The organism is Streptomyces durocortorensis (assembly GCF_031760065.1).
Classification (GTDB): Bacteria; Actinomycetota; Actinomycetes; order Streptomycetales; family Streptomycetaceae; genus Streptomyces.
This window is the reverse complement of the sequence record NZ_CP134500.1, coordinates 1301764-1326123: the sequence shown is the minus strand read 5'-3', so window position 1 is coordinate 1326123 and position 24360 is coordinate 1301764. Positions and strand designations below refer to the sequence as shown.

Annotated in this window: 21 protein-coding genes and 1 pseudogene; 6 read left to right on the top strand and 16 right to left on the bottom strand. The window is 73.2% G+C overall.

Annotation, left to right across the window (positions count from 1 at the left end; all coding sequences use genetic code 11):
• Window positions 1–12 precede the first annotated feature (12 nt).
• The 5 genes from RI138_RS05805 to RI138_RS05785 all read right to left on the bottom strand — a co-directional run bounded on the left by RI138_RS05805 (window position 13) and on the right by RI138_RS05785 (window position 4423).
• The gene (locus tag RI138_RS05805; protein WP_311119027.1) at window positions 13–675 is read right to left on the bottom strand and encodes a response regulator transcription factor; all 663 of its coding nucleotides are present in this window, start codon (window positions 673–675) and stop codon (window positions 13–15) included.
• Window positions 672–1967, bottom strand: a complete 1296-nt coding sequence (locus tag RI138_RS05800; protein WP_311119026.1) for a sensor histidine kinase — start codon at window positions 1965–1967, stop codon at window positions 672–674. Before RI138_RS05800 ends, RI138_RS05805 begins: the two co-directional genes overlap by 4 nt.
• Window positions 1964–3079 carry a hypothetical protein gene (locus RI138_RS05795; RefSeq protein WP_398862440.1) on the bottom strand — a complete coding sequence of 372 codons (1116 nt, stop codon included), beginning with the start codon at window positions 3077–3079 and terminating at the stop codon, window positions 1964–1966. The genes RI138_RS05800 and RI138_RS05795 overlap by 4 nt, the downstream gene beginning before the upstream one ends.
• Window positions 3080–3173: 94 nt before the next feature.
• Window positions 3174–3653, bottom strand: a complete 480-nt coding sequence (locus tag RI138_RS05790) for a GNAT family N-acetyltransferase (RefSeq protein WP_311119025.1) — start codon at window positions 3651–3653, stop codon at window positions 3174–3176.
• On the bottom strand, window positions 3653–4423 hold the full coding sequence (locus RI138_RS05785) for an IclR family transcriptional regulator (protein ID WP_311119024.1): 771 nt from the start codon (window positions 4421–4423) through the stop codon (window positions 3653–3655). The genes RI138_RS05790 and RI138_RS05785 overlap by 1 nt, the downstream gene beginning before the upstream one ends.
• 243 nt (window positions 4424–4666) lie before the next feature.
• On the opposite strand from RI138_RS05785, the pseudogene RI138_RS05780 reads away from it, so the two are divergent.
• The 3 genes and pseudogenes from RI138_RS05780 to RI138_RS05770 form a co-directional block, all read left to right on the top strand.
• Window positions 4667–5380 (top strand): annotated as a pseudogene (locus RI138_RS05780) (aldehyde dehydrogenase family protein); the annotation flags it as partial.
• Between the two features lie 125 nt (window positions 5381–5505).
• Window positions 5506–6222 (top strand): DsbA family oxidoreductase, encoded by a 717-nt coding sequence (locus RI138_RS05775; protein WP_311119023.1) that lies wholly within the window; start codon window positions 5506–5508, stop codon window positions 6220–6222.
• Window positions 6223–6327: 105 nt separating this feature from the next.
• Window positions 6328–7386, top strand: coding sequence for an aminotransferase class V-fold PLP-dependent enzyme (locus RI138_RS05770; protein ID WP_311119022.1), 1059 nt, complete (start codon window positions 6328–6330; stop codon window positions 7384–7386).
• Window positions 7387–7537: 151 nt separating this feature from the next.
• On the opposite strand, the gene RI138_RS05765 is transcribed toward RI138_RS05770, so the two are convergent.
• From RI138_RS05765 to RI138_RS05740, 6 genes are all read right to left on the bottom strand, one after another.
• Complete coding sequence (locus tag RI138_RS05765) at window positions 7538–8575, bottom strand: VOC family protein (RefSeq protein WP_311119021.1); 1038 nt, start codon at window positions 8573–8575, stop codon at window positions 7538–7540.
• Between the two features lie 102 nt (window positions 8576–8677).
• Complete coding sequence (thpD, locus tag RI138_RS05760; protein ID WP_096628136.1) at window positions 8678–9571, bottom strand: ectoine hydroxylase; 894 nt, start codon at window positions 9569–9571, stop codon at window positions 8678–8680.
• A 3-nt stretch (window positions 9572–9574) separates the two neighbouring features.
• Window positions 9575–9973, bottom strand: a complete 399-nt coding sequence (locus RI138_RS05755) for an ectoine synthase (RefSeq protein ID WP_096628138.1) — start codon at window positions 9971–9973, stop codon at window positions 9575–9577.
• A gap of 84 nt (window positions 9974–10057) precedes the next feature.
• A complete protein-coding gene (gene ectB, locus RI138_RS05750) occupies window positions 10058–11320 on the bottom strand; it encodes a diaminobutyrate--2-oxoglutarate transaminase (RefSeq protein WP_311119020.1) in 1263 nt (420 codons plus the stop codon).
• Between the two features lie 195 nt (window positions 11321–11515).
• The gene (gene ectA / locus RI138_RS05745; RefSeq protein WP_096628141.1) at window positions 11516–12046 is read right to left on the bottom strand and encodes a diaminobutyrate acetyltransferase; all 531 of its coding nucleotides are present in this window, start codon (window positions 12044–12046) and stop codon (window positions 11516–11518) included.
• 308 nt (window positions 12047–12354) lie between these two features.
• Window positions 12355–13461: a pyridoxal-phosphate-dependent aminotransferase family protein gene (locus RI138_RS05740; RefSeq protein ID WP_311119019.1), complete on the bottom strand. Its 1107-nt coding sequence runs from the start codon at window positions 13459–13461 to the stop codon at window positions 12355–12357.
• A gap of 112 nt (window positions 13462–13573) precedes the next feature.
• On the opposite strand from RI138_RS05740, the gene RI138_RS05735 reads away from it, so the two are divergent.
• Together RI138_RS05735 and RI138_RS05730 are read left to right on the top strand one after the other, a co-directional pair.
• The gene (locus RI138_RS05735; RefSeq protein WP_311119018.1) at window positions 13574–14674 is read left to right on the top strand and encodes an amidohydrolase family protein; all 1101 of its coding nucleotides are present in this window, start codon (window positions 13574–13576) and stop codon (window positions 14672–14674) included.
• Between the two features lie 329 nt (window positions 14675–15003).
• Window positions 15004–16017 carry an SCO1860 family LAETG-anchored protein gene (locus RI138_RS05730; RefSeq protein WP_311119017.1) on the top strand — a complete coding sequence of 338 codons (1014 nt, stop codon included), beginning with the start codon at window positions 15004–15006 and terminating at the stop codon, window positions 16015–16017.
• Window positions 16018–16152: 135 nt separating this feature from the next.
• Here the strand turns inward: RI138_RS05730 and cobC are convergent, their stop codons facing one another.
• Complete coding sequence (gene cobC, locus RI138_RS05725; RefSeq protein WP_311119016.1) at window positions 16153–17778, bottom strand: Rv2231c family pyridoxal phosphate-dependent protein CobC; 1626 nt, start codon at window positions 17776–17778, stop codon at window positions 16153–16155.
• Between the two features lie 176 nt (window positions 17779–17954).
• Between cobC and RI138_RS05720 the strand changes: the two genes are divergently transcribed.
• Entirely contained in the window at window positions 17955–18677 is a 723-nt protein-coding gene (locus RI138_RS05720) for a ZIP family metal transporter (protein ID WP_311119015.1), read from the top strand.
• A 47-nt stretch (window positions 18678–18724) separates the two neighbouring features.
• Here the strand turns inward: RI138_RS05720 and RI138_RS05715 are convergent, their stop codons facing one another.
• The 4 genes from RI138_RS05715 to RI138_RS05700 are packed head-to-tail and all read right to left on the bottom strand — an operon-like array spanning window position 18725 to window position 24340.
• Complete coding sequence (locus tag RI138_RS05715) at window positions 18725–20083, bottom strand: cobyrinate a,c-diamide synthase (RefSeq protein ID WP_311119014.1); 1359 nt, start codon at window positions 20081–20083, stop codon at window positions 18725–18727.
• Window positions 20077–20676: a cob(I)yrinic acid a,c-diamide adenosyltransferase gene (cobO, locus tag RI138_RS05710; protein WP_015607771.1), complete on the bottom strand. Its 600-nt coding sequence runs from the start codon at window positions 20674–20676 to the stop codon at window positions 20077–20079. Before cobO ends, RI138_RS05715 begins: the two co-directional genes overlap by 7 nt.
• Window positions 20676–22712, bottom strand: a complete 2037-nt coding sequence (locus RI138_RS05705) for a putative cobaltochelatase (protein ID WP_311119013.1) — start codon at window positions 22710–22712, stop codon at window positions 20676–20678. The genes cobO and RI138_RS05705 overlap by 1 nt, the downstream gene beginning before the upstream one ends.
• Window positions 22709–24340, bottom strand: a complete 1632-nt coding sequence (locus RI138_RS05700; protein ID WP_311119012.1) for a cobyric acid synthase — start codon at window positions 24338–24340, stop codon at window positions 22709–22711. Before RI138_RS05700 ends, RI138_RS05705 begins: the two co-directional genes overlap by 4 nt.
• Window positions 24341–24360: the final 20 nt, after the last annotated feature.

The window sequence follows — 24360 nt, the reverse complement described above, 5'->3', positions numbered from 1 at the left end:
GGGGGCCGCCGCTCAGCCCGGGGTGATGAAGCCGGACTCGTACGCCGCGATGACCGCCTGCGTACGGTCCCGGGCGCCGGTCTTCGCGAGGACCGACGCCACATGGGTCTTCGCCGTCGCCGGGCCCACTGCGAGCTGCTCCGCGATCTCCGCGTTGGTCAGCCCCGCCGCCATCAGCCGCAGTACGTCCGCCTCCCGCCCGGTCAGCCTCGCCACCCACGCCGGGGCCCCGGGCGCCTGCCGCGCGGCGTGCTCGGCGGCCAGCGTGCGTACCGCCGCCGGGTAGAGGAGCGAGTCGCCGCACGCCACCAGGCGCACCGCCTGCACCAGCTCCTCGGCCGCGACCCGCTTCAGCAGGAACCCGGCCGCTCCGGCGTGCAGGGCCTCGTACACGTACGCGTCGTTCTCGAAGGTCGTCACGACGACGATCCTCGGCGGGTCCTCCAGCGTGGCGAGGATCTGCTGGGTGGCCCGGATGCCGTCGATCTCCGGCATCCGCACGTCCATCAGCACCACGTCGGGCCGCAGCTCCCGCACCACGGAGACGGCCTCCGCACCAGTGGTGGCCTCCCCGACGACCTCGATGCCCTCCTCGGCGTCCAGGATCGCGCGCAGCGCCGTACGCACCATCCGCTCGTCGTCCGCCAGCACCACCCGTACCGGAGCCTCGCTCATCGCTGTTCCTCCGCATGTCCGTCGGTCGTACGCCCGGCCGCCAGAGGCAGCCGGGCGGTCAGCCGCCAGCCGCCGTCGTACGGACCCGCCTCCGTCCGGCCGCCCAGCAGGACGGCCCGCTCCGCGATGCCGCGCAGCCCGCGGCCGCCTCCGGGCCGCACGACGGCGGGCCGCTCGCCCACCGGGTTCTCCACCACGATCTCCAGCTCCCTCTCCCGTATCGCGATCAGCAGCCGCACGGGGGACGGGCCGCCCCCGCCGTGCCGCAGGGCGTTGCTCAGCCCCTCCTGGACGATCCGGTACGCCTCCCGCGAGACCGCCGGGTCCACGTTGTCCGGGGCACCGGGATCGCCCTCCCGCTCGTACGCCACCGGTACCCCGCAGTGCGCCAGCAGCCCGTCCAGCGCGTCCAGCCCCGGCCCGTAAGCCGCTTCCCCGCCCTCGTCCGGCTCTCCGTCCCGCCTCAGCAGCCCCAGTACCGAGTCCAGCTCGCCGACCGTCCGCCGTGTCGTCTCCTCGATGGCGGTCAGCGCCTCGCGGACGAACTCCGGATCGCGGTCCAGGACCCGGCGCGCCGCCCCCGCCTGAAGGGTCACGGCACTCAGCGCGTGGCCCACCGAGTCGTGCAGCTCCCGGGCGAGCCGGTTGCGCACCGCCAGGTCCGCGGCCCGGCGCTCGGCGGCGGCCAGCCGGTCCTCGGGGGTCGGCCCCAGCAGAGCCGGGGCCCGTCGGGCCAGCAGCTCCCCGGCCGCCGCCGCGACCAGCGCCATCGCCACCAGCATCGCGAGCCCGGCGAGCGGCGCGAAGGCCAGGGCCCACGGCTCCCGCAGCGCATCGGGCCCGCCGTACAGCCAGGTGTCGCGCAGCCCCGCGAAGAACGGCAGGGCGGCCACCGTCACCGCGAACGGCGGCAGTGCCAGCGTGATCCCGCTGACGATCCCGCCGAGCGCCAGATGCAGGGTGTACCAGCCGGCCGCACGCACCCGGGCCTGCCGGGTCCGGGCGGGCCCGTCGGCCAGCAGGGCGGGCGGGACCCCGCACAGGGCGCGGGCGGCGGCCACGGACAGCGGCCGGACCAGGGCGAAGAAGCCGGTGACCGCCGCCATCGGCAGGGCGAGGGCGAACGCGACGAACTGGGCGGGCAGCGAGGAGAGGAGCTGTTCCCCACCGCTCGCCATGCCGACCAGGACCGTGCTGACCAGGAAGTACGGCATCAGCAGCGCGCCGCCGATGATCAGATGCAGCCAGCGCAGCCGCGCCCGCCGGCCGAACAGCGGGGCGACCGCCCTCATGACACCCGGCTGTCGGACGGCGGGGCAGGGGCATCGGCGGCCGCGGGCAGCGCGGAAGCCGCCGCGCGCTCCGCGAAGAAGTACGCGCCAAGTGTCATGACGAGCGCCCCGGCCAGCATCTGGACAGCGTAGACCGTCGTCGTCGCCGGCATCGGCCGGTCCGCCGCTTCGCCCGCGCCGATCAGCCCGGTGACGCTCAACCAGCCGCCCCAGCAGGCCGTGGCCGCCGAACCGGCCCAGGCCAGGACGAGCGGCAGCCGCAGGGAGAGGCGGCCGGTACGCCGGAAGGCGAGCAGGAGCACCCCGACGACGGTGGCCACCACGAAGAGCAGGCTGACGGCTTCCAGGACGTAGAAATCGCTGGTGCGGGCCGCGGCCCGGCCCGGGTTGAGCCCGGCGGTCGAACCGGAGAGCCACAACAGGTGCGTGACGCCGGGGAGAAGGGCCGCCCCAGCGACGGCGACGGCGGTCGCGCGCAGGGCGGGCGTGGTCGGGCTGTCCGGCAGATCCCGCAGCCTCCCCTGCCACAGGTGGCCCCAGCGCTCCCTGGCGTACAGCGCGAAGAGGCTGCCGAGGGCGAGGCCCTGGACGATGAAGCCGCCGTAGACGACACCGAAGACCCACGGGTCCAGGAACGCGTCGGAGTTCCCCTCGCCGACCGGCCGCCCGTCGCCACCGCCGAAGAGTCCAAGGGCCATCTGGATCGGGAAGCCCGTCATGATCGGCAGCAGCAGACCGCTCGCCACCCACATCGGCAGCACCAGCAGCCAGGCCGGCACCCGCTTGCCCCAGGGCCGGGTGAGCAGCAGAGCGAGGACGATGACGGCGCCGTCCATCAGCACGGTGGCCCCGTTGGCGACGCGCAGCGTGGTGCCGCCGTCGAGCAGCGCGCTGCCGTCCGGGATACCGAGCTGACTGCCCGCCATCCAGGCGACCTTGAGCGCGATGTAGGGCAGACAGGACACCATGGCGACCGCCCGGAGCACGACGCGCGCTCTGCTGATGCGGTACGGGGGCGTCTCGGGCGGTGCGGTGCGGTACGAGGGTGTCTTGCCCGTCCCGGCGCGGTGCTGGACGGGAGGGGGCGCTGCGGAGGGCCGGTTCGCTGTCATGGCTCCACGCTCCCGCGCCGGCCGTGCCCCGCACGTCCTGCCCGGCGACGATCCGCCTCCGCCATCCGGGGGAGAGAGCCTCCCGCCCTGAGCCCTATCCCCGGAGCGTCACCAGCACCTCGTCGATCTCCTCGCCCCGGGCGCGGGCGAACCCGCGGTCCGTGCCGGTCACCACGAAGCCGCACTTCTCCAGCACCCGGCGCGAGCCTAGGTTGTCGGCCGCCGCCCGCGCGTGCAGCGGCCGCGTGGGCGTCTCGTCGAGGAACGCCCGCAGGGCGGCCGTCGCCAGTCCCCGGCCCCAGTGCGCACGGCCGATCCAGTACGTGACCTGCCGGTCGTCGTCGGTGCCGTACGCCCCGACATGGCCCACCACCGAACCGTCGGCCACCACCGTGCGCATCACCACCCCGCCGGCCCCGGCGCGCAGCCGCGCCCAGTGGGCGTCGAAGGCGGCGCGGTCGGTGGGGTCCTCCGGGGTGAACGCGGCGACGCGGGTGGCCGCGGGGTCGCTCATCCAGGCGAAGAACAGCGGCAGATCGCCGTCCTCCACCGCGCGCAGGGAGATCTCGGTCATCAGAGCCTCCGGGTGGCGAGCGCGAGCCGGTCCCGGGCGTCGAACAGGGCGTCCTTGACCGTCTGTTCGTGCCCGGGGGTGAGCCGGGCGACCGGCACCGAGCAGCTGACCGCGTCGCGCGCGGGCGTCCGGTAGGGGATCGCCACGCCGAAGCAGCGCAGGCCGACGGTGTTCTCCTCGCGGTCGACCGCGTACCCCTGCTCGCGGACCAGGCGGAGCTCCTCGATCAGCTTCTCGCGGTCGGTGATGGTGTGTTCGGTCAGCGCGGGCAGCGTCTCGGGCAGCATCTTGCGGACCTGCTCGTCGCTGTGGGTGGCGAGCAGCGCCTTGCCGAGCGAGGTGGAGTGGGCGGGCAGCCTGCGGCCGACCCGGGTGAAGGGGCGCAGATAGTGCTGGGACTGGCGGGTGGCGAGGTAGACCACGTTCGTGCCGTCGAGGCGGGCCAGGTGGATGGTCTCCGTGGTGTCGTCGGAGAGCCGGTCCAAGGTGGGCCGGGCGGCGGCCACGACCTCGTCGCCGTCGATGTACGAAGTGCCCACCAGCAGGGCGCGCACCCCGATCCCGTACCGCGTGCCCGTCGCGTCCGTCTCCACCCAGCCCAGCTCGACCAGGGTGCGCAGCAGCATGTAGAGGCTGGACTTGGGATAGCCGACGGCCTCCTGCACGGCGGCGAGCGAGTGCATGCCGGGCCGACCCGCGAAGTATTCGAGGAGCTCCACCGTCCGCACCGCGGATTTGACCTGCGCTCCACCGGACTCGGCGACCGACATCGCCCTCGCCCCCTTCGAAAAGCTTGTCACCACGGCTGCCGCCACGACGGGCGGCACGGACGATTGCCAACACGGAACGCCCGGAAATAGAGTCCCAGCACATTCACGACCAGGAACTCTGTTCAGAATACCGAACGTTCCTGGTGTGCGGCCCAGGACCGGGAGGAACACGGTGAGCACAGGGAGCGCAGGACCAGTCTGGAGCGTCGACCCCCGGACGGGGAACCCGCGCGAGCAGGTTGGCTCGGCGGCTCGATGACCCTGGGCGTCGGCCAGTTCTGCACCAAGCCCGGCTTCGTCCTGGTCCCCGAGGGCGCGGCGGGCGACCGGCTGCTGAAGACCCTCACCGAGACGGTCAGCTCCACCGGCTCCGGGGTGATGCTCGACCACCGCATCCGGGACGCCTTCGTCACCGGCGTACGCGAACGGGCCGCGCTCCCGGACGTCGAGGCCCCCGTCACCCCCGGTGCGGGCGGGGAGCACACCGTCTCCGCCGGGTTCCTCACCGTTCCGGCCGCGCGGCTGACCGCGGAGGGCCCGCACGACGCGCTGCTGGAGGAGTGCTTCGGCCCGGTCACCGTGATCGCCCGGTACGCCTCCAGGGACGAAGTCGCCGCCGTCCTCGCCCGCCTCCCCGGGAACCTCACCGCCGCCCTCCACACCGCGACCGAAGCCCCGGACCCCGACGCGGCCCGCCTCCTCGCCACCCTCACCCCGCTCGCGGGCCGCATCCTGGTCAACGGCTGGCCGACCGGCGTGGCCGTCGCCCCCGCCCAGCACCACGGCGGCCCCTACCCGGCAACCACGTCCACCGCCACCTCGGTCGGCGCCACGGCGATCGAACGCTGGCTGCGCCCGGTGACGTACCAGTCCACCCCCGAAGCGCTCCTCCCGCCGGAACTGCGCGAGGCCAACCCGCTGGGGCTGCCCCGCCGGGTCGGCGGGGGCCGCGCCTGACGGCGGGGGCGGGGGAGGAGCGGGCGGTGCGGGAATCACCCGGTGCGGTTCGGTGTTCGCACCGGTGACCTGATCCGCGGAGGCCCCCTCCGCCCCCCCCACGAGCCCTGGAGAGCAGAAGAGTCATGCGCGTCGAGATCTGGTCGGACATCGCCTGTCCCTGGTGCTACATCGGTAAGGCCCGCTTCGAGAAGGGCCTCGCCGAGTTCGCCCACCGGGACGAGGTCGAGATCGTGCACCGCTCCTTCGAGCTCGACCCCGGCAGGGCCAAGGGCGACACCGCGCCGGTGATCGACATGCTGGCCGAGAAGTACGGCCGCACCCGCGAGGAAGCCGCCGCGATGGAGGCGAACGTCGCGGCCAGCGCGCGGTCCGAGGGGCTCGGCTACCGCACCGAGGGCCGTGACCACGGCAGCACCTTCGACATCCACCGGCTGCTGCACCTGGCCAAGGCCCGGGGCCGTCAGGACGAGCTGCTGACCCTCGCCTACCGGGCGAACTTCGCCGAGGAGCGTTCCGTCTTCGACGACGAGGTGCTTCTCGCCCTCGCGGTGGAGGCCGGACTCGACGCCGACGAGGCCCGCGCGGTGCTCGCCGACCCCGGGGCGTACGCCGACGAGGTCCGCACCGACGAGCGCGAGGCGGCCGAACTGGGCGCCAACGCCGTGCCGTTCTTCGTGCTGGACCGGCGCTACGGGATCTCCGGCGGCCAGCCGTCCGAGGTCTTCGTCCAGGCGCTGGAGCAGGCCTGGAAGGACCGCCCGGACACGGGGCTGACCGCCGTCGGCGGGGACGCGGCGGCCTGTGACGCGGACGGCGTCTGTGAGGTTCAGGGAAGCTGAGCCCTCCTGTCCGTCCACACGGAGCCCCACCCATAAGCATGACTTGGGTGCACCCCTTGACTTTTGTCAATTGACTTTGGGTTGAGGGGGCTCCAGGCTGGGCGCATGACGATCTCTTCGCTCAGCCGAGTGGCCGCCGCCGAGTTCGCCCCCGAGGTCACCTACCTCAACACCTCCAGCTGGGGTCTGCTGCCCCGGCGGACGATCGCCGCGGTCAAGGCCCTTGCCGACGAGAACGCCGCCGGGCGGCGGGTGGGGGCGGGCAGCTTCGAGGCGGTGGAAGCCGCGCGGGTGGGCTTCGCCCGGCTCGCCGGGGTCCGGCCGGACCGGGTCGCCACCGGCGGTTCGGTCACCGTCCATGTCGGGCTGATCGCCGCCTCGTTGCCGCCCGGGGCCGAAGTCCTCTGCCCCGAGGGGGAGTTCGCCTCTGTTGTCAGCCCCTTCGCGCTCCGCGGTGATCTGCGCATGCGGTACGCCCCGCTCGCGGACCTCGCCGCGGCCGTCCGCCCCTCCACCGCGCTCGTCGCCTTCTCCGCGGTGCAGTCGGCCGACGGCCGGGTGGCCGACCTCGCCGCCGTCCGCGCGGCCGCCGCGGCGCACGGCGCCCGGACCCTGCTGGACGCCACCCAGGCGGCGGGCTGGCTCCCGTTGGACGCCGGGGCGTACGACTACACCGTCACCGGCGGCTTCAAGTTCCTGCTCTGCCCCCGGGGTACGTCGTTCCTGACCGTCACCGAGGAGGCGCAGGACACGCTGCCGCCGCTCTTCGCGGGCTGGGTGTCCGCCGGTGCGCCCTGGGTGAGCAACTACGGCCCGCTGGAACGTCTGGCTCCCACGGCCCGCGGCTTCGACGAGCCGCCCGCCTTCCTCTCGTACCACGGGGCCGAGCACTCCCTGGACCTGCTCGCGGAGGTCGGCACCGACGTGCTCCACGCGCACGCCACCGGGCTCGCGGCCCGGCTGCGTACCGGGCTGGCGAAGCTCGGGCACCAGGCCGTCCCGGGGGAGTCGGCGATCGTCGCGGTGCCGGGCCTCGACGGCCGTCAGGGCGAGCTCGTGGCCGCCGGGATCGCGGTCTCGGCCCCGGCCGGGAATCTGCGGATCTCCTGCCACCTCTACAACACCGAGGCAGACGTGGACCGGGTGCTGGAGGTCCTGGCCTGACGCCCGCCGCGTACGCCTGAACCAGCCCCGGCACCCGACCAGAGCCCCCCCGGGCCTGCCCGCCCGGCTCAAGGCCTGGGGCCCCTTCACCCCGCCCCTTCACCCCCGACCCGTCGGCCTCCTTCGGCGGCGACCCCAAGGGCCACACCGACTACCCGGCGCTGGACGCGGTCCGACGCTCCGCCGGAGGCCGCCCGTCCCACCGCCACGAGGTGCGGCGCGGGTGGTCCGGCAGCTCCGCGCGACCGGTGGCCCACAGCAGTACGGTCCACCGGTCGCCGCCCGCCGGGGCGTCGGGGAAGAGCCGGGCCAGCACCCGGTCGCAGAGCGCGCCGGGCGGCGCCCACCCGAGCCCCAGGCCCTCGGCCAGGTCATGCGTGTGCACCAGGGTCTCCACCACGCCCATCGCGGCGAACCCCTCCGGATCGGAGATCCCGTATCCGTGGTACGAGCGCACCTCGGGCGGCGTCGTCCGCACCATCGAGGCCAGCAGCGCCCCGCTCGCCTCCAGCGTGGCCAGCAGCCCGGAGGGCCCGGCCGCACGGTCGGCGAAGACCGAGTTGGCCGGTCCGCCCGTCCGGTCGGCGGCCCACCGGTAGGGCACCTCACCGTCCAGCGGAGGCGTACGCGGACCCAACTGGACGGCGTACGCGAAGAGATCGTCGCTCAGGTGCTCCACCGTCTCCCAGCACGTCCACACCAGCGTTCCGGCGGGCGTGTCCCAGCGGTCCCCCGGGGCCCCGGCCAGCGCGTCCACCGCGAGCCGCACCGCCGAGGTCACGTCCTCGGCGGTCACCGGCAGCCGGGTCCCGCTCAGTGCCGCCCGCTCGGCAGCACCGCATTCCACACAGAACTCGTTGCCCTCCGGATCGGCGAGCGTGGCCCACCCCCGCCCGTTCGGTCTGCGGTGGTCGCCCACGAGCGTGGCCCCGAGCGCCAGCAGCCGTTCGACCTCCTCGTCCCGGGAGCGGTCCTGCGGCTGGATGTCCAGATGGACCCGGTTCTTGGACTGTTTCTTCTCGGCCACCTGGACGAAGAGGATCGCCGCGCCGGGCGTTTCGACCAGCGCCTCCGGATCGCCGGGGAAGTCGTCGTCGGAGAGCGGCGCCCCGAGCACCTGGGCCCAGAAGCCGCCGAGCGCGTAGGCGTCGGCGCAGTCGATCGTGATGTGGCGTATGCGGGAAGTCATGGCCGCCACCCTCTCCGCTTGCCCGGCTCCGGTCCAGCGAGTTACGCGGCAGGGGCCCGGGACGGCGTACCGTCCCGGGCCCCGTGGTGCCTGCGCGTACCGCTACTTCACCGGGGTGAAGTCCCGCGCCCCGATGAACTCGGGGCGGCGGATCGGCGCCGCGAACGGCTCCTGCGCCGCGTTCTCCACGCTGTTGAACACGATGAAGACGTTGCTGCGCGGGTACGGGGTGATGTTGTCGCCCGAGCCGTGCATGGCGTTGCAGTCGAACCAGGTCGCCGAACCGGCCTTGCCCGTGAAGAGCCTGATGCCGTGGCGGTCGGCCATCTTCGTCAGCGCCTCGTCGGACGGGGTGCCCGCGTCCTGCATCTGGAGCGACTTCTTGTAGTTGTCCTTCGGCGTCTCGCCCGCACAGCCGAGGAACGACTTGTGCGAACCGGGCATGATCATCAGCCCGCCGTTGGTGTCGTAGTTCTCGGTCAGCGCGATCGACACGGACACGGTCCGCATGTTCGGCAGACCGTCCTCGGCGTGCCAGGTCTCGAAGTCCGAGTGCCAGTAGAAGCCCGAGGCCCCGAAGCCCGGCTTCACATTGATCCGGGACTGGTGGACGTACACGTCCGAGCCGAGGATCTGGCGGGCCCGGCCCACCACGCGCTCGTCGCGGACCAGGGCGGCGAAGACCTCGCTGATCCGGTGGACCTCGAAGACGGACCGCACGCTCTGCGACTTCGGCTCGATGATCGAACGCTCGTCGGCGCGGACCGCCGGGTCGGAGACCAGCCGGTTCAGTTCCGCCTCGTAGACGGTGACCTCGTCCGGGGTGATGAGCTGGTCGACGGTGAGGAATCCGTCCTGCTCATAGCCCTGGAGGTCCTTGGCGGCGATCGGACCCGGTGCGCCCGGCGCGGACCAGATGACCGGGTCCTGGCGGGGAGTGGTCATCTCGGCGGCGCCGCGCGAGGGGTACAGATCGGTGCGTGCTTCGGTGGTCATGGTTCAGCCCTCCTCGGTCAGCAGTGGGTAGACACCGTTCTCGTCATGGTCCTCCCGTCCGGTGACGGGCGGGTTGAAGACGCACACGCAGCGGAAGTCGGTCTTGGGCCGCATGGTGTGCCGCTCATGTCCGTCCAGCAGGTACATCGTGCCGGGGGTGATCCAGTGCTTCTCGCCGGTCTCGTCGTTGGTGAGCTCGGCCTCGCCCTCGGTGCACAGCACTGCCTCGATGTGGTTCGCGTACCACATCGAGGTCTCCGTACCCGCGTACAGGACGGTCTCGTGGAGCGAGAAGCCGACCTTCTCCTTGGCGAGCACGATGCGCTTGCTCTCCCAGGTGCCGGAAGCGGCCTTGACGTGCCGGTCGGTGTTCTCGATGTCCTTGAACGATCGGACGATCACGGTGAGCGGTTGCCTTTCTCTCTTCAGCGCCCCGGGCCTCGCGGCCCGGGGCCTCTCTTTTCCCGCCTGCCCGGGGGTGCCGGGTCAGGCCGTTTCGCGGACGCAGCGGGCCAGCGTGCGCAGGCCCTCGTCCAGCTCTTCGGAGGTGACGGTCAGCGGCGGCAGCAGCTTGACGACCTCGCTCTGCGGGCCCGAGGTCTCCAGCAGGAGCCCCAGCTCGAAGGCGCGGGTGCAGACCGCCGAGGCACGCGCCGGGTCCTCGAACTCCAGGCCCCACACCAGGCCCCGGCCGCGGAAGTGCGCGGTCGGCTCCTCGGCGCAGATGGCCAGCAGTGCCTGCTCGACCTGCTCACCGCGGGCCAGGGTCTGCTTCTCCATCTGGCCGTCCGCCCAGTAGGCGTCCAGCGCGGCGGCGGCCGTGACGAAGGCGGGGTTGTTGCCGCGGAAGGTGCCGTTGTGCTCGCCCGGCTCCCAGATGTCCAGCTCGGGCTTGAACAGGCAGAGCGACATCGGCAGGCCGTAGCCGCTGATGGACTTCGACAGGGTGACGATGTCCGGGACGATCCCGGCCTCCTCGAAGGAGAAGAAGCCGCCGGTACGGCCGCAGCCCATCTGGATGTCGTCGACGATCAGCAGCATGTCCTGGCGGTGGCACAGGTCCTGGAGGGCGCGCAGCCACTCGGCGCGGGCGACGTTGATGCCGCCCTCGCCCTGGACCGTCTCCACGATCACGGCTGCGGGCTTGTTCAGACCGGAACCCTGGTCCTCCAGCAGCCGTTCGAACCACAGGAAGTCGGGGACCGTACCGTCGAAGTAGTTGTCGAACGGCATCGGGGTGCCGTGCACCAGCGGGATACCGGCGCCCGCCCGCTTGAAGGCGTTGCCGGTGACGGCCAGCGAGCCCAGCGACATGCCGTGGAAGGCGTTGGTGAACGAGACGACGGACTCGCGGCCCTTGACCTTACGGGCCAGCTTCAGCGCCGACTCCACGGCGTTGGTGCCCGTCGGGCCGGGGAACATCACCTTGTACGGCAGGTCCCGCGGGCGAAGGATGACGTTCTGGAACGTCTCCAGGAAGGCGCGCTTGGCGGTGGTCGCCATGTCCAGGCCGTGGGTGACGCCGTCGTGCTCGATGTAGTCGATCAGCGCGCGTTTCAGCACCGGGTTGTTGTGGCCGTAGTTCAGCGAACCGGCCCCGGCGAAGAAGTCGAGGTAGGAGTGGCCGTCCTCGTCGGTCATCCGGGCGCCCTGCGCGCGGTCGAACACGGCGGGCCAGCCGCGGCAGTAGCTCCGTACCTCGGACTCCAGGGTCTCGAAGACGCTCAGTGCGGGCGGGGTGATGGTCACAGCGGATCTCCTGCGTGAGGGGGTGTGACGGGCGATGGTCGGTGCTCCCGGCCGCACGGAGGCGGCCGGGGCCGCGCCGGACGGTCGGCCGGCGCGAGAAGTCGTGGGGACCGGGCGTACGGGGCGCGTCGGGTCGGGTGGGGGATACCGGGCCGCGACCGGGGGCGGCCCGGGCGGCCGTCGTGGCCGGGTGGCTCAGGGGGTGAACGGGCCGATGCGGTAGAGGACCTCCGGCAGGTGGGTCCCCTCGGGGAACAGCCCGCCGTCGAAGAGGACCTCCTGCTCCAGGGCGACGTCGTGCCGCTGGGCGTAGGAGGTGAACAGCCGGTCGGAGGCGGTGTTGTCCGGGGTGATCGTCGTCTCGACGGACGACAGGCCCTGGCCGGCGGCGACCCGGGCGGTCAGCGCGTCCAGCAGGGAGGCGGCAAGCCCCTTGCCGCGGTGCTCCCGGTCGACGGCCACCTGCCAGACGACGAGGGTCTGGGGGCGGTCGGGCCGGATGTAGCCCGTCACGAAGGCGATCGGCTCGCCATCCTCACCCCGGGCGACGGCGGATGTGGCGGCGAAGTCACGGCACCACAGCAGGTAGCTGTACGAGGAGTTGAGGTCCAGGACCTCGGAGTCGCGGGCGATGCGCCAGATCGCGGCTCCGTCCTCCACTCGTGGGGTGTCGATACTGAGAAATTCGCTTCGGGCACGGGCAAAATCTGCTGGTGCGGCGGTCATGTGAATTCAATTTACCCAGCAAAAATCGAAATTGCATCGACGTGGAGGGTTGGGTGACGGGCCCGTATGTGATATCAGGCGGGCGCGTACTCTCGCGCGAACCGGCTACGCTTTCTCACCTTTTGCCCGGAATTTATCGGGCAAAACGCCTCCGGTGTGGATTCGGTCACAGGGTTGTAACTCTCGCGAGACGCGTCCGAATCACGGAGTTCTGGCGGCGCGAAAACTTCTGCGTTTAGGAGTGGATTCAGCGGGAACAAGAATGCGGGGAGCTGCTTTCGATAAAGCAGCTCCCCGCATTATGGATATCAGGCGCCAGGCCAGGTTTCCGATACCGCACGGCGGGCAGTTTCGAAGTCGACCCGCCGGCCCGCATCGGCCAGCGCCGCCCCCAGAGCCGCGAGCGAGGACAGCACCGCGCCCCGCGTCGCATCCGCCCCGTAATGGTTGACCCGGATCATCTCCCTGGACAGCGCCCCGCCGCCCGCGACGAGCGGCAGCGCGGGATCCGCCGCCAGCGCCTGCGCGACCAGTGCGGCCGCGTCGGTGCCCGCAGGGGCGCGCAGGGTCGTGGCCACCGGGGCCGCGTCCCGTACGTCGTGGACGTAGGGCTCAAGCCCCCCGCCCAGCGCCACCGCCCCGGCCCGGGTCGCGGCGGCGGCCGAGGCGTGCCGGGCCATCACGGTCTGGGGGCCCTCGGCCTCGATCCGCTCCACGCAGGCCTCCAGCCCCAGCATCTCCAGCTGCGCCGGGGCGTGCGGCAGAGCCTTGCGGCCGCCGTCGATCCAGCGCTCCTTCCAGTCCAGCAGGGAGAGGTAGGAGCGGCGCGGGGCGGCCGGGTTGGCGGCGATCCGCTCCCAGGCCCGCTCGCTCACCGACACCGCCGACACCCCGGCCGGACCGCCCATCGCCTTCTGCGCGCCGATCACGCACAGGTCCACGCCCCAGACGTCCGGAAGCAGCGGCTCGGCGCCCACCGAGGCGACCGCGTCCAGCATGAACAGCGCCCCGTGCGCCCGGACCACCTCGCCGATCTCCGCGACCGGGTTGGTGTTGCCGGTCGCCGCCTCCGCGTGCACCAGCGACACGAAGTCGATCTCCGGGTGCTCGGCCAGCGCCTTGGCGACCTGATCGGCGGTCACCGCCGTGTGGAAGGGCACCGCGAGGTCGACGACCTCGGCGCCGCAGTCCCGCAGCCAGTTGCCGAAGGTCTGCCCGTAGGGGCCCGTGACCACGTTCAGCGCGGTCGAGCCGGGCCGCGCGCCGCTGCGGATGCATCCCTCCAGCGGCAGCAGCGCCTCGCCCTGGGCGATGACGACGTCCTGCTCGGTGGCGAGGAGCGCGGCCACCCGCCGCTCGATGGCCGCGAAGTGCTCGGCGGTCAGCGGCGGGAGGTCGAGGAAGGGGTGCGTCACGGTGGTGCTCTCTTCGGGTTCGGTCGGCGGTCGGTCATGTTGCGGGTGGCCGGGCGGCGGGTCCCTCCGGGCACCTCCGGCAGCCTACCGATGGCCTCGTACAGTGCCGCGTATGAGTGATCAGGAGCGGCAGCGGGTGCTGCGGGTGAAGGGGCGGGTCCTCGTCGGCCCGGACGAGGTGCGGGACGGACTGTGGGCCGTCGACGGGCGGATCACCTACGAGCGGCCGCCGGCCGCGGACGGTGCGCCGACCGTCGCGGGCTGGGCGCTGCCCGGTCTGGTCGACGCGCACTGCCATGTGGGCCTGGACCGGCACGGTCCGGTCGACGCGGCGACCGCCGAGAAGCAGGCGCTCACCGACCGGGAGGCCGGAACCCTGCTCATCCGGGACGCGGGATCGCCCTCCGACACCCGGTGGATCGACGACCGCGAGGACCTGCCGAAGATCATCAGGGCCGGTCGCCACATCGCCAGGACCCGCCGCTACATCCGCAACTACGCCCACGAGATCGAGCCCGGCGACCTCGTCGCCTACGTCGCCCAGGAGGCCAGGCGCGGGGACGGCTGGGTCAAGCTGGTGGGGGACTGGATCGACCGCGACGCCGGGGACCTGACCGCCTGCTGGCCGCGCGGCGAGGTCGAGGCGGCCATCGCCGAGGCGCACCGGCTGGGCGCCCGGGTCACCGCGCACTGCTTCGCCGAGGAGTCGCTCACCGACCTGGTGGAGGCGGGCATCGACTGCATCGAGCACGCCACCGGCCTCACCGAGGACACCATCCCGCTGTTCGCCGAACGCGGGGTGGCGATCGTGCCGACCCTGGTCAACATCGCCACCTTCCCCGACCTCGCGGCGGGCGGCGAGGCCAAGTTCCCCCGCTGGTCGGCCCATATGAGGCAGCTGTACGAGCGCCGCTACGACACCGTGCGCTCCGCGTACGACGCGGGCATCCCCGTCTACGTCGGCACCGACGCGGGCGGCTCGCTGGCCCACGGCCTGGTCGCGGGCGAGGTCGCCGAGCTGGTGAAGGCGGGCATCCCGCCCCTGGAGGCGCTCTCCGCCACCGCGTGGGGAGCGCGGCGCTGGCTGGGGCGGCCGGGGCTTGAGGAGGGCGCTCCGGCGGACCTGGTCGTGTACGACCAGGACCCGCGCGCCGACGTCCGGGTGCTGGCGGCCCCGCGCCACATCGTGCTGAACGGACGCGTGGTCGGCTGAGGTGCGCAGGGCGGTGCGCGGGGTTGACCGGCGGTGACGGATACGGGCTCCGGCTCGTTGAAGCACTTCTGCGGATGCTCCGGCGCTCCCGCCCGCCGTACGGCTCGCGCTCGGTGAAACGGGTGACGCGGGCGGGGCGTGGAGGAACGTACGTTCCGAAAGATTCGAATATGCGCGCGGAAACCACCCTTTGGGGTGAACTCACGCCAGGTGTCCGCCGGTTCACCCACAGTGCGTAAAGATTCACGGAGTCGAGGCCGCCGGCGCGGGCGATGTCCCCCATTGGACCGTGCCGGTGGCTCCATGTCTCTTGTGGGGGTTCCACCATCTTGAACAGCAACACCTTCCGTCTCGCCGCACTGGCGGTCGCCGCCGCCCCCGTCGCTCTGCTCGCCGCTGTCCCCGCGCACGCAGCCCCGGCGACACCCACCACCGGCGGCGAGGGCAGGGCGAGCGCGGTCGTGCTCCGTACCGGGCTCGACATCTCGCTCCTCAACAAGTCCGTCCAGGTGCCCCTCAAGGCCACGCTCAACGAGGTGCAGGCCCCGGCCAGTGCCGAGAAGACCGCGCTGACCGTGGACCTGGACGGGGTGGAGGGCCGCCCGGTCAGCGTCCTGCGCGCCGATGTGGCCACCGCCGCCGCCACCGTCGACGAGCACAAGGCCGAGGGGTACACCAACCTGGCGAAGGCCCGGATCCATGTGCCCGGACTCCCGGGGCTCTCGCTCATCGAGGTCGAGAAGGTGACCTCCAAGGCACACTGCGAGGCCGGCAAGCAGCCCGTCGCCGAGTCGAACGTGCTCGGTCATGTCTCGGTGCTCGGCAAGAAGGTCACGCTCAGCGCGGGCGGCCCGACCCGGGTGTCGGTGCCGGGCGTGGGCGAGGTGGCCCTCGACCTCTCCAAGACGGTCACCACCGAGCGCACGGCCGCAGCCACGGCCCTCCGGCTCAAGGTCTCGGTGAACCCCCTGAATCTCAATGTGGCCGAGGTGGAGGGAGAGGTCACCCTCGCCGAGGCGACCTGCGAGACGCCGAAGAAGCCCACGACGCCCGAGGAGCCGGGCGGCACGGACGGCGGCGCCACGGGCGGTGACACCGGCGGTGACAAGGGCGACGGGGGCGCCACCGGAGACAAGGGGGATGACGGCAAGAGCGGTGGCGGCAACAGCGGCGACGGCCCGAAGACGCAGACCGGCTCCGACACCGCACCCACCGAGGCCAACCTCGCGGAGACCGGAGGCAGCGCCACCACCCCGTACATCGCGGGCGGAGCCGCCCTGCTGCTGGCCGTCGGCGCGGGCGCGACGGTGATGGCCCGCAGGCGCGGCAGCAGCCAGAGCTGACCGCGCCGGCCTGCTGACCGCCCCGGCCTGAGGGGGGCAAGCCCGAGGGGGGCTGAGGGGGGGACAAGCCCGAGGGGGCAAGTCCGAGGAGGGGGGCGGTGTTCGCGCGACGGATGCCGCCCCCCTGCGGGTTTCTCAGCGCCCGGATCTCGCGGGCAGCGCCTGCACCGCCTGGTCCAGGGCCTGGAGGAAACGGTTGGTCGTGGCCCGGTCGCGGACCGCGAGCCGCAGCCACTGCGGCCCCAGCCCCGGGAACGTGTCCCCGCGCCGGGCCGCGAAGCCCAGCAGCCGCAGCCGCTCCCGGACCTCCGCCGCCCGCTCCAGACGCACCAGCACGAACGGCCCCCGGGCCGCCTCCACCGCCTCCACCTCGCTGAACTCGGCCAGCCCGGCCAGCAGATGGGCCCGGTCCACCGTGATCCGGTCCGCCGCCTCGGCCGCCTCCACCAGCGCCCTCGGCTCCATGCACGCCTCCGCCGCCGCCAGTGCCGGGGACGACACCGGCCACAGCGGCTGCGCCTCGGCGAGCAGGGCCACGGTCTCCGGGGCGGCCAGGACGTAACCGACCCGCAGCCCGGCAAGCCCCCACGTCTTGGTCAGGCTCCGCACCACCACGAGCCCCGGGATGTCCGTCCGCCCGCACAGCGCCTCGCGTTCGCCCGGCACGACGTCCATGAACGCCTCGTCGACCACCAGCGTCCGCCCCGGTCTGGCCAGCCGCTCCAGCAGCGCCGCCGGGTGCAGCACGGACGTGGGGTTCGTCGGATTGCCGATCACCACGAGGTCCGCCTCATCGGGCACCGCCGCCGGATCGAGCCGGAAGCCGTTCTCGGCGCGCAGCAGCACCCGGCCCACCCCGTGCCCGGCCGCCCGGAGCGCCGCCTCCGGCTCGGTGAACTGCGGATGGACGACCACCGGATACCGGGCCGGAAGCGCACGGGCGATCAGGACGAACGCCTCGGCGGCGCCCGCGGTCAGCAGCACCCGTTCCACCGGCAGCCCGTGCCGCTCGGCGACGGCGGCGCGGGCGGAGGACCCGTCCGGATAGGCCGCCAGCGAGGCGATCGACGCGGCTATGCGCGTGCGCAGCCACTCCGGCGGGGTGTGGGTGCGGACGTTCACGGCGAGATCGGTCAGATTCTCGCCGCGCACCTCCGCGTCGCCGTGGTGCCGCAGGTCGGGCCCGGCGCTCTCGATGTTCTGTGTGGGGGGAGTCATGGCAGCCATGGTGAACGGACAGGGGCCTCCCGTCACCGGTGAGGTGGAAGTTTTCCCGGCGGAAACATCGGAAGGCCCCGCCGCGGCGGAAAACCGGCGGGCCACCGCGCAGGTCGCCGCCCCCTTCGCCCCCGTACTCCGGCCCGCGTCCTTCCCCGTACTTCCGCCCGCGGCGCGGGTCTTCGGCACCACGAGCTCGTCCGCGTCGATCAGCGCCGCCGCCTCGGCCACCGACGGTGTGCCCACCGCGGCGGCCACCGCGCCCGAGGGGTGCGGGACGCGCACGGCCGCCAGGGCCGCCGCCGGATGGGTCCGCACCGGCACCCCGAGCCGGGCCGCCGCCGCCACGATCCCCGGCTCGCCCGCCCTCGCGTCGACGGTCGCCACCTCCACGACGTCCGCCGCGCTCAGCCCGGCCCCGCTCAGCACCGCCTCGATCAGGGCGAACACCTCGTCGCCGGGGACACCGCGGCGCGCGCCGACCCCCACGACCAGACTGCGGGCGCCGGGCTCCGGTCCGGGGCCGACGGTTGCTCCGGTCATGGGCGGAGTCCTGCCTTTCAGGTCAGACGGTTCAGTACGTACAGGGGAGGGGCGGGGCCGTTCCGTATACGGCCACGGGCCCGGCGGCACGGTCCGGCGGGGAGAGGGGCGGCGGACACCGCGGGTAAGGACACCCTGAGATGCGGGCGAAGGGGTCGATCGGCTAGCAAGACCCCATGGCGGTGTTCGTCGCGCTCGGCGCGTTCCTGATGACTCTGGCCGGCGGCTGGGTCGCGCAACGCGTCACCGACCGCCGCCATCTGGTGCTCGGCTTCGCGGGCGGCCTGATGCTCGGCGTGGTCGGCCTCGACCTCCTGCCGGAGGCGATCGAGGCCGCGGGGACCCCGGTCTTCGGGGTGCCCGCCGCTCTGCTGCTGTTCGTCGGCGGCTTCCTGGTGGCCCATCTGGTCGAGCGGCTGCTGGCCGCACGCCAGGTGGCCCATGGGGCGAGCGGCCGACGCGTACCGCAGGTGGGGCTGACGGCGGCGGCCGCGATGGTCGGCCACAGCCTGATGGACGGCGTCGCGCTCGGCGCCGCGTTCCAGATCAGCGGCTCCATGGGCGTGGCCGTCGCGCTGGCGGTGATCAGTCATGACTTCGCCGACGGATTCAACACGTACACCCTCACCAGTCTTTACGGGAACGCCCGCCGCAAGGCGCTCCTGATGCTGTTCGCGGCTGCCGTGGCCCCGGTCGTGGGCGCCGCGACGACGCTGCTGTTCACCCTTCCGGAGGAACTGCTCGGCGGCTATCTCGGCTTCTTCGGCGGGGCGCTGCTCTACCTGGCCGCCGCGGAGATCCTTCCCGAGGCGCACCACACCCATCCCGGCCGCTCCACCCTTCTCTGCACCATCGGGGGCGTGGGCTTCATCTGGCTGGTCGTCGGCATCGCGGAGTGAGCCGCGCGTACGCCCCGCAAGCCCCGGCGCGCCGGTCGCGCCGCCGCTCACCGCGCCCGGCAGTGTTCGACGAACCGCCGCGCCACGCCGGGCGTTGCCGCCCAGTGGGTGTGCAGATAGCTGGCGTGCACGCCCCGCTGGACGTAGCCCTCCACCCGCCGCTCCGGCTGGTGCATGCCCCAGGCGGGCGTGGCCCCCGCCCCCGGCTCCAGGACCGTCCGGTGGAACTCATGACCGCGCATCCGGGTCCCGGCGACCGCCAGCGCACTGTCCGACACCGCCACCGCCTCCCGGTACCCGAGCGTGAGGCGCTCCGACATCCGGGCCTCGGCGTCCAGCACCCCGCACATCGGCTTCCCGTCCAGCTCCCGCGCCAGATACAGCAGCCCCGCGCACTCGGCGGCCACCGGGGCGCCGCCCAGGGCGAGTTCGGTCACCGCCCGCCGCAGCGGCTCGTTCGCCGACAGCTCGGGGGCGTACATCTCCGGGAACCCGCCACCGATCACGAGCCCCGCCGTACCGGCCGGAAGCTTCTCGTCGCGCAGCGGGTCGAAGACCACGACCTCCGCACCGGCCGCCGTCAGCAGTTCGGCATGCTCCGCGTACGCGAAGGTGAACGCCGCCCCGCCGGCCACGGCGACGACGGGGCGGGGCCCCCGCACGGGGGCGCCGAGGGCGTACGCCGGCTCCCACGCCTCGTCCGGCAGCGCGGGCGCGGTCCGGGCCAGCGCCATCAGCGCGTCCAGGTCGCACCCGGCACGCACCCGCTCACCCATGGCCCGTACGGCATCCACCGCGTCGCCCTGCCGCTCGGCAACCGGGACGAGACCCAGGTGACGTGAGGGCGTGGCGACCTGCGGGGCGCGCCGCAGCACACCGAGCACCGGCAGCCCCGACTCGTCCAGCGCATCGCGCAGCAGCGCCTCGTGCCGGTCGGAGGCCACCTTGTTCAGGATCACCCCGCCGATCCGCACCCGCGGGTCCCAGGAGGCGAACCCGTGCACCAGGGCCGCCACCGACCGGGACTGCGAGGAGGCGTCGACCACCAGCACCACGGGAGCCCTGAGCAACTTCGCCACCTGCGCGGTCGATGCCAGCTCCCCCTGCCCCGAGGCGCCGTCGTACAGCCCCATCACGCCCTCGACCACGGCGAGGTCGCACCCCGCCGACCCGTGCGCGAAGAGCGGGGCGATCAGATCCGTCCCGCACATGTACGCGTCGAGATTGCGGCCGGGGCGACCCGTCGCCAGCGAGTGGTAGCCCGGATCGATGTAGTCCGGGCCCACCTTGTGCGGCGAGACGGCCAGCCCGCGCGCGGCGAAGGCGGCCATCAGGCCGGTGGCGACGGTGGTCTTGCCGCTGCCCGAGGCCGGAGCGGCGATGACCAGGCGGGGGACGTTCACCACTCGATGCCCCTCTGGCCCTTCTGCCCCGCGTCCATCGGGTGCTTGACCTTCGACATGTCGGTCACCAGATCGGCGGCCTCGATGAGCTTGTCGGGCGCGTTGCGGCCGGTGATCACCACGTGCTGGGTGCCGGGACGGTTCCGCATCACCTCGACGACCTCGTCGGTGTCGATCCAGCCCCAGTGCATCGGGTAGGCGAACTCGTCGAGCACATACAGCTTGTACGTCTCGGCCGCCAGGTCGCGCTTGACCTGCTCCCAGCCCTCGCGGGCCTTCTCCTCGTTGTCGAGCTGACCGTCGCGCTGGACCCAGGACCAGCCCTCGCCCATCTTGTGCCAGTCGACGGTGCCGCCCTCGCCGCTCGCGCCCAGCACCTTCAGCGCGTTCTCCTCGCCGACCTTCCACTTCGCGGACTTCACGAACTGGAACACCCCGATCGGCCAGCCCTGGTTCCAGGCCCGCAGCGCGAGCCCGAAAGCGGCCGTCGACTTGCCCTTCCCGATGCCCGTGTGGACGAACAGGAGCGGGCGGTTGCGCCGCTGACGGGTGGTGAGCCCGTCGTCCGGCACCGATGTCGGCTGTCCCTGCGGCATTAAGCGGCCCTCCCGGCTGCGGTGACGTCCTTGACGAGCCCGGCGATCGAGTCGGCCCGCAGCTCGTCGAGCGTGACGGCGGTGCCTCCCAGTTCCCGGGCGAGTTCCCCGGCGAGACCGAGGCGTACGTACCCCGACTCGCAGTCCACGACGACCGAGGCCGTCCCCTCGGAGCGGTGCAGCCGCCCGGCCCGCCCCGCGAGCGCCACGGGCTCGGGCCCGCCGGTCGCCCGGCCGTCCGTGACGACGACGAGCAGCGGCCGCCGCGACGGATCGCGCAGCCGCTCCACCCGCAGCACGTCGTGGGCCTTGAGCAGCCCGGCGGCGAGAGGGGTGCGGCCCCCGGTCGGCAGCGACTCCAGGCGCGAGGCGGCCGCGTCCACGGACGAGGTCGGCGGCAGCGCCACTTCGGCGTCCTTGCCCCGGAAGGTGACCAGACCGACCTTGTCCCGCCGCTGGTAGGCGTCCAGCAGCAGCGACAGCACGGCCCCCTTGACCGCGCTCATCCGCTGCCGGGCCGCCATCGACCCGGAGGCGTCAACGACGAACAGCACGAGGTTGCCCTCACGCCCCTCCCGGGTCGCCTGCCGCAGATCGTCCCGGCGCACCACGAGCCCGCGCCCGGAGCGCCCGCGCGAGCGCTGGTGCGGGGCGGCGGCCTGCACGGTCGCGGCCAGGTGCAACTTGGTCAGCGACCCCTGCGGGCGGCGCGCGCCGGTGGTACGGCCGTGCTCGGTACGGGCCCGGGAGCGCCGCCCGGCAGCCCCCTCACCGAGCCCCGGCACGCTGAGCATCTTCGTACGGAACGGCTCGGCGGCGGCCACCGGCTGCTGCTCGGCCCCGGCGGACCGGCCGGGCGCGTCGGGAGCGCTTTCGGGGGCCTGCGACGGCGTGTCGCCGCCTTCGCCGGCCGGAGGAGGAGTGCGGTCGCCATCGGCCTGGGGCGGCACGCCACCGCCACCGCCACCGTCGTCGTTGCCGCCGCCATCGGGATCGTCGTCGGAGTCTCCCGGGTCGCTGTCCTGCTCACCGGCCTCGTCGAGGGTCTGGTCGAGCTTGTCCTCGTCCAGCCCCGGCGCGTCGAACGGGTTGCGGCGACGCCGGTGGGGGAGCGCCAGCAGGGCGGCCTGCCGTACGTCGTCGGCGGTGACCTCCTCGCGTCCGGCCCAGGCGGCGAGCGCGGTCGCGGTACGGGCCATCACGATGTCGGCCCGCATCCCGTCGACCTCGAACGCGGCGCAGGTGGCGGCGATCTGCCGCAACACGCCGTCACCGAGCACGACGCGGGGCAGCAGGGCACGCGCGGCGGCGATGCGCTCCCGAAGGGCGCTCTCCTCCGCGGCCCAGCGCGCGGCGAAGCCCTCGGGGTCGTCGTCGTACGCGAGCCGGCGCCGCACGACCTCCACCCGCTCGTCGGTGTCCCGGGACGCGGCCACCTCCACGGTGAGCCCGAACCGGTCCAGCAACTGGGGCCGCAGCTCGCCCTCTTCCGGGTTCATCGTCCCGACCAGCAGGAACCGTGCCGCATGCCGTACGGAGACGCCTTCGCGCTCGACGTACGAGGCACCCATGGCGGCCGCGTCCAGGAGCAGGTCCACCAGGTGGTCGTGGAGCAGGTTGACCTCGTCGACGTACAGAATCCCCCGGTGTGCGTCGGCCAGCAGCCCCGGCTCGAACGCCTTCACTCCCTCCGAGAGCGCCCGCTCGATGTCCAGCGCCCCCACGAGCCGGTCCTCGGACGCCCCGACGGGCAGCTCGACGGTCCGCGCCGGGCGCGACACACCGGGGGCATCCGCGTGCGGCCCATCGGGGCACGCCGGATCGGGGGCCACCGGATCACAGGAGAACCGGCACCCCGGTACGACGGAGACCTCGGGCATGAGGGCGGCCAGCGCCCGGACGGCGGTGGACTTGGCGGTCCCCTTCTCGCCCCGCACGAGCACCCCGCCGACGGCCGGACTGACGGCGTTGAGCAACAGCCCGAGCCGCAGGTCGTCCTGCCCGACGATCGCGGTGAAGGGATACGGCGTACTCACTTGGCCTCCTCGTTGACATGCTCTTCAGCTTTGACGTGAGCGGTCACTACAAGCCCCTCCGGCGATCGAGGAGCGGGGTCCGGGGCAGCGCTCCGGCTCTCCGACGACGTACCCGCCCCCAACGGCGGCGCCCCCGGCGGCACGAACGGCAACCCGGCCGGCGCCCCGCCCTCGATGAGCCGCCACAGCGCGTCCGTATCCGCATGCTCCTCCACCAGATCCCCCAGCCGGTCCAACTGCTCCTCCCGCAACACCCCGAAACTCGTGTCCGGCGCAGGAACGAACCGTCGCCCGGCGGCCCGGGCCACCTCCGCCAGGAACCGCCGCCGGAACGCGTCGCTCTCCAGCGACCCGTGCCAGTGCGTCCCCCACACCGCACCCACCCGGCACCCGTCCAGGAACGGTTCCCCGCCCCGCACATCGGCCACCCCGTGGTGGATCTCGTACCCTTCCACCACCTCACCCAGCGCCGAACCCACCGGCCGCGCCAGCGTCTTGGCCCGGTCGAAGCGGACGGTCACCGGCAGCAGCCCCAGCCCGTCCACGACCCCCGCCCGCGACTCCACCTCGTCCTCGATCCGCTCACCGAGCACCTGGAACCCGCCGCAGATCCCCAGCACCGGCCGGCCCTCCGCCGCCCGCCGCACCAGCGCGTCCGCGAGACCCCGCTCGCGCAGCCAGGCCAGCGCCTTCACCGTGCCCCGCGTCCCGGGCACGACCACCAGGTCCGCGTCGGCCAGCTCCTCGGCCCGGTCCACGAACCGCACCACGACGCCCGGTTCGGCGGCCAGCGCGTCCACGTCCGTGAAGTTCGACATCAACGGCACCGCGCACACCGCGACCCGCAACACGTCCTCACCGTGCGGGGGAGCCACGACCGACTCCCGTACCGCACCCCGCAGGGACACCCGCAGGCCGTCCTCCTCGTCGATGCCGAGTCCGTGGGCGTACGGCAGAACTCCGTACGTCCGTCGCCCGGTCAGCCCGTACAGCATGTCCAGCCCCGGTTCCAGCAGCGAGACATCGCCCCGGAACTTGTTCACCAGGTAGCCCGCGACCAGCGACTGGTCCTCGGCGCCGAGCAGCGCCGTCGTCCCGAAGAACGAGGCGAAGACCCCGCCCCGGTCGATGTCCCCGACCACCAGCACGGGGAAGCGGGCCGCCCGCGCGATGCCCATGTTCACGATGTCGGTCCGGCGGAGGTTGATCTCGGCCGGCGAACCGGCCCCTTCGCAGATCACCGCGTCATAGGCCGACCGCAGCTGCTCCAGGCAGTCCGTGACCGTCCCGAGCAGCGCCTCCTGACGCCCCCCGTGGTAGCCCCGGGCGCTCATCTCACCGACCGGCCTGCCCATCAGGACCACCTGGCTGGACCGGTCGCCGCCCGGCTTCAGCAGCACCGGGTTCATCAGGGCGGTCGGCTCCACCCGGGCCGCCTGCGCCTGCATCGCCTGGGCGCGCCCGATCTCCGCGCCCTCGCGGGTCACGAAGGAGTTGAGGGACATGTTCTGCGCCTTGAACGGCGCGACCTTCACGCCCCGGCGCACCAGCCAGCGGCAGATGCCCGCCGTGACGACGCTCTTGCCCGCGTCCGATGTGGTCCCCGCGACCAGCAGCCCACCACTCATGCCCGCTCCCGTTCCCGTAC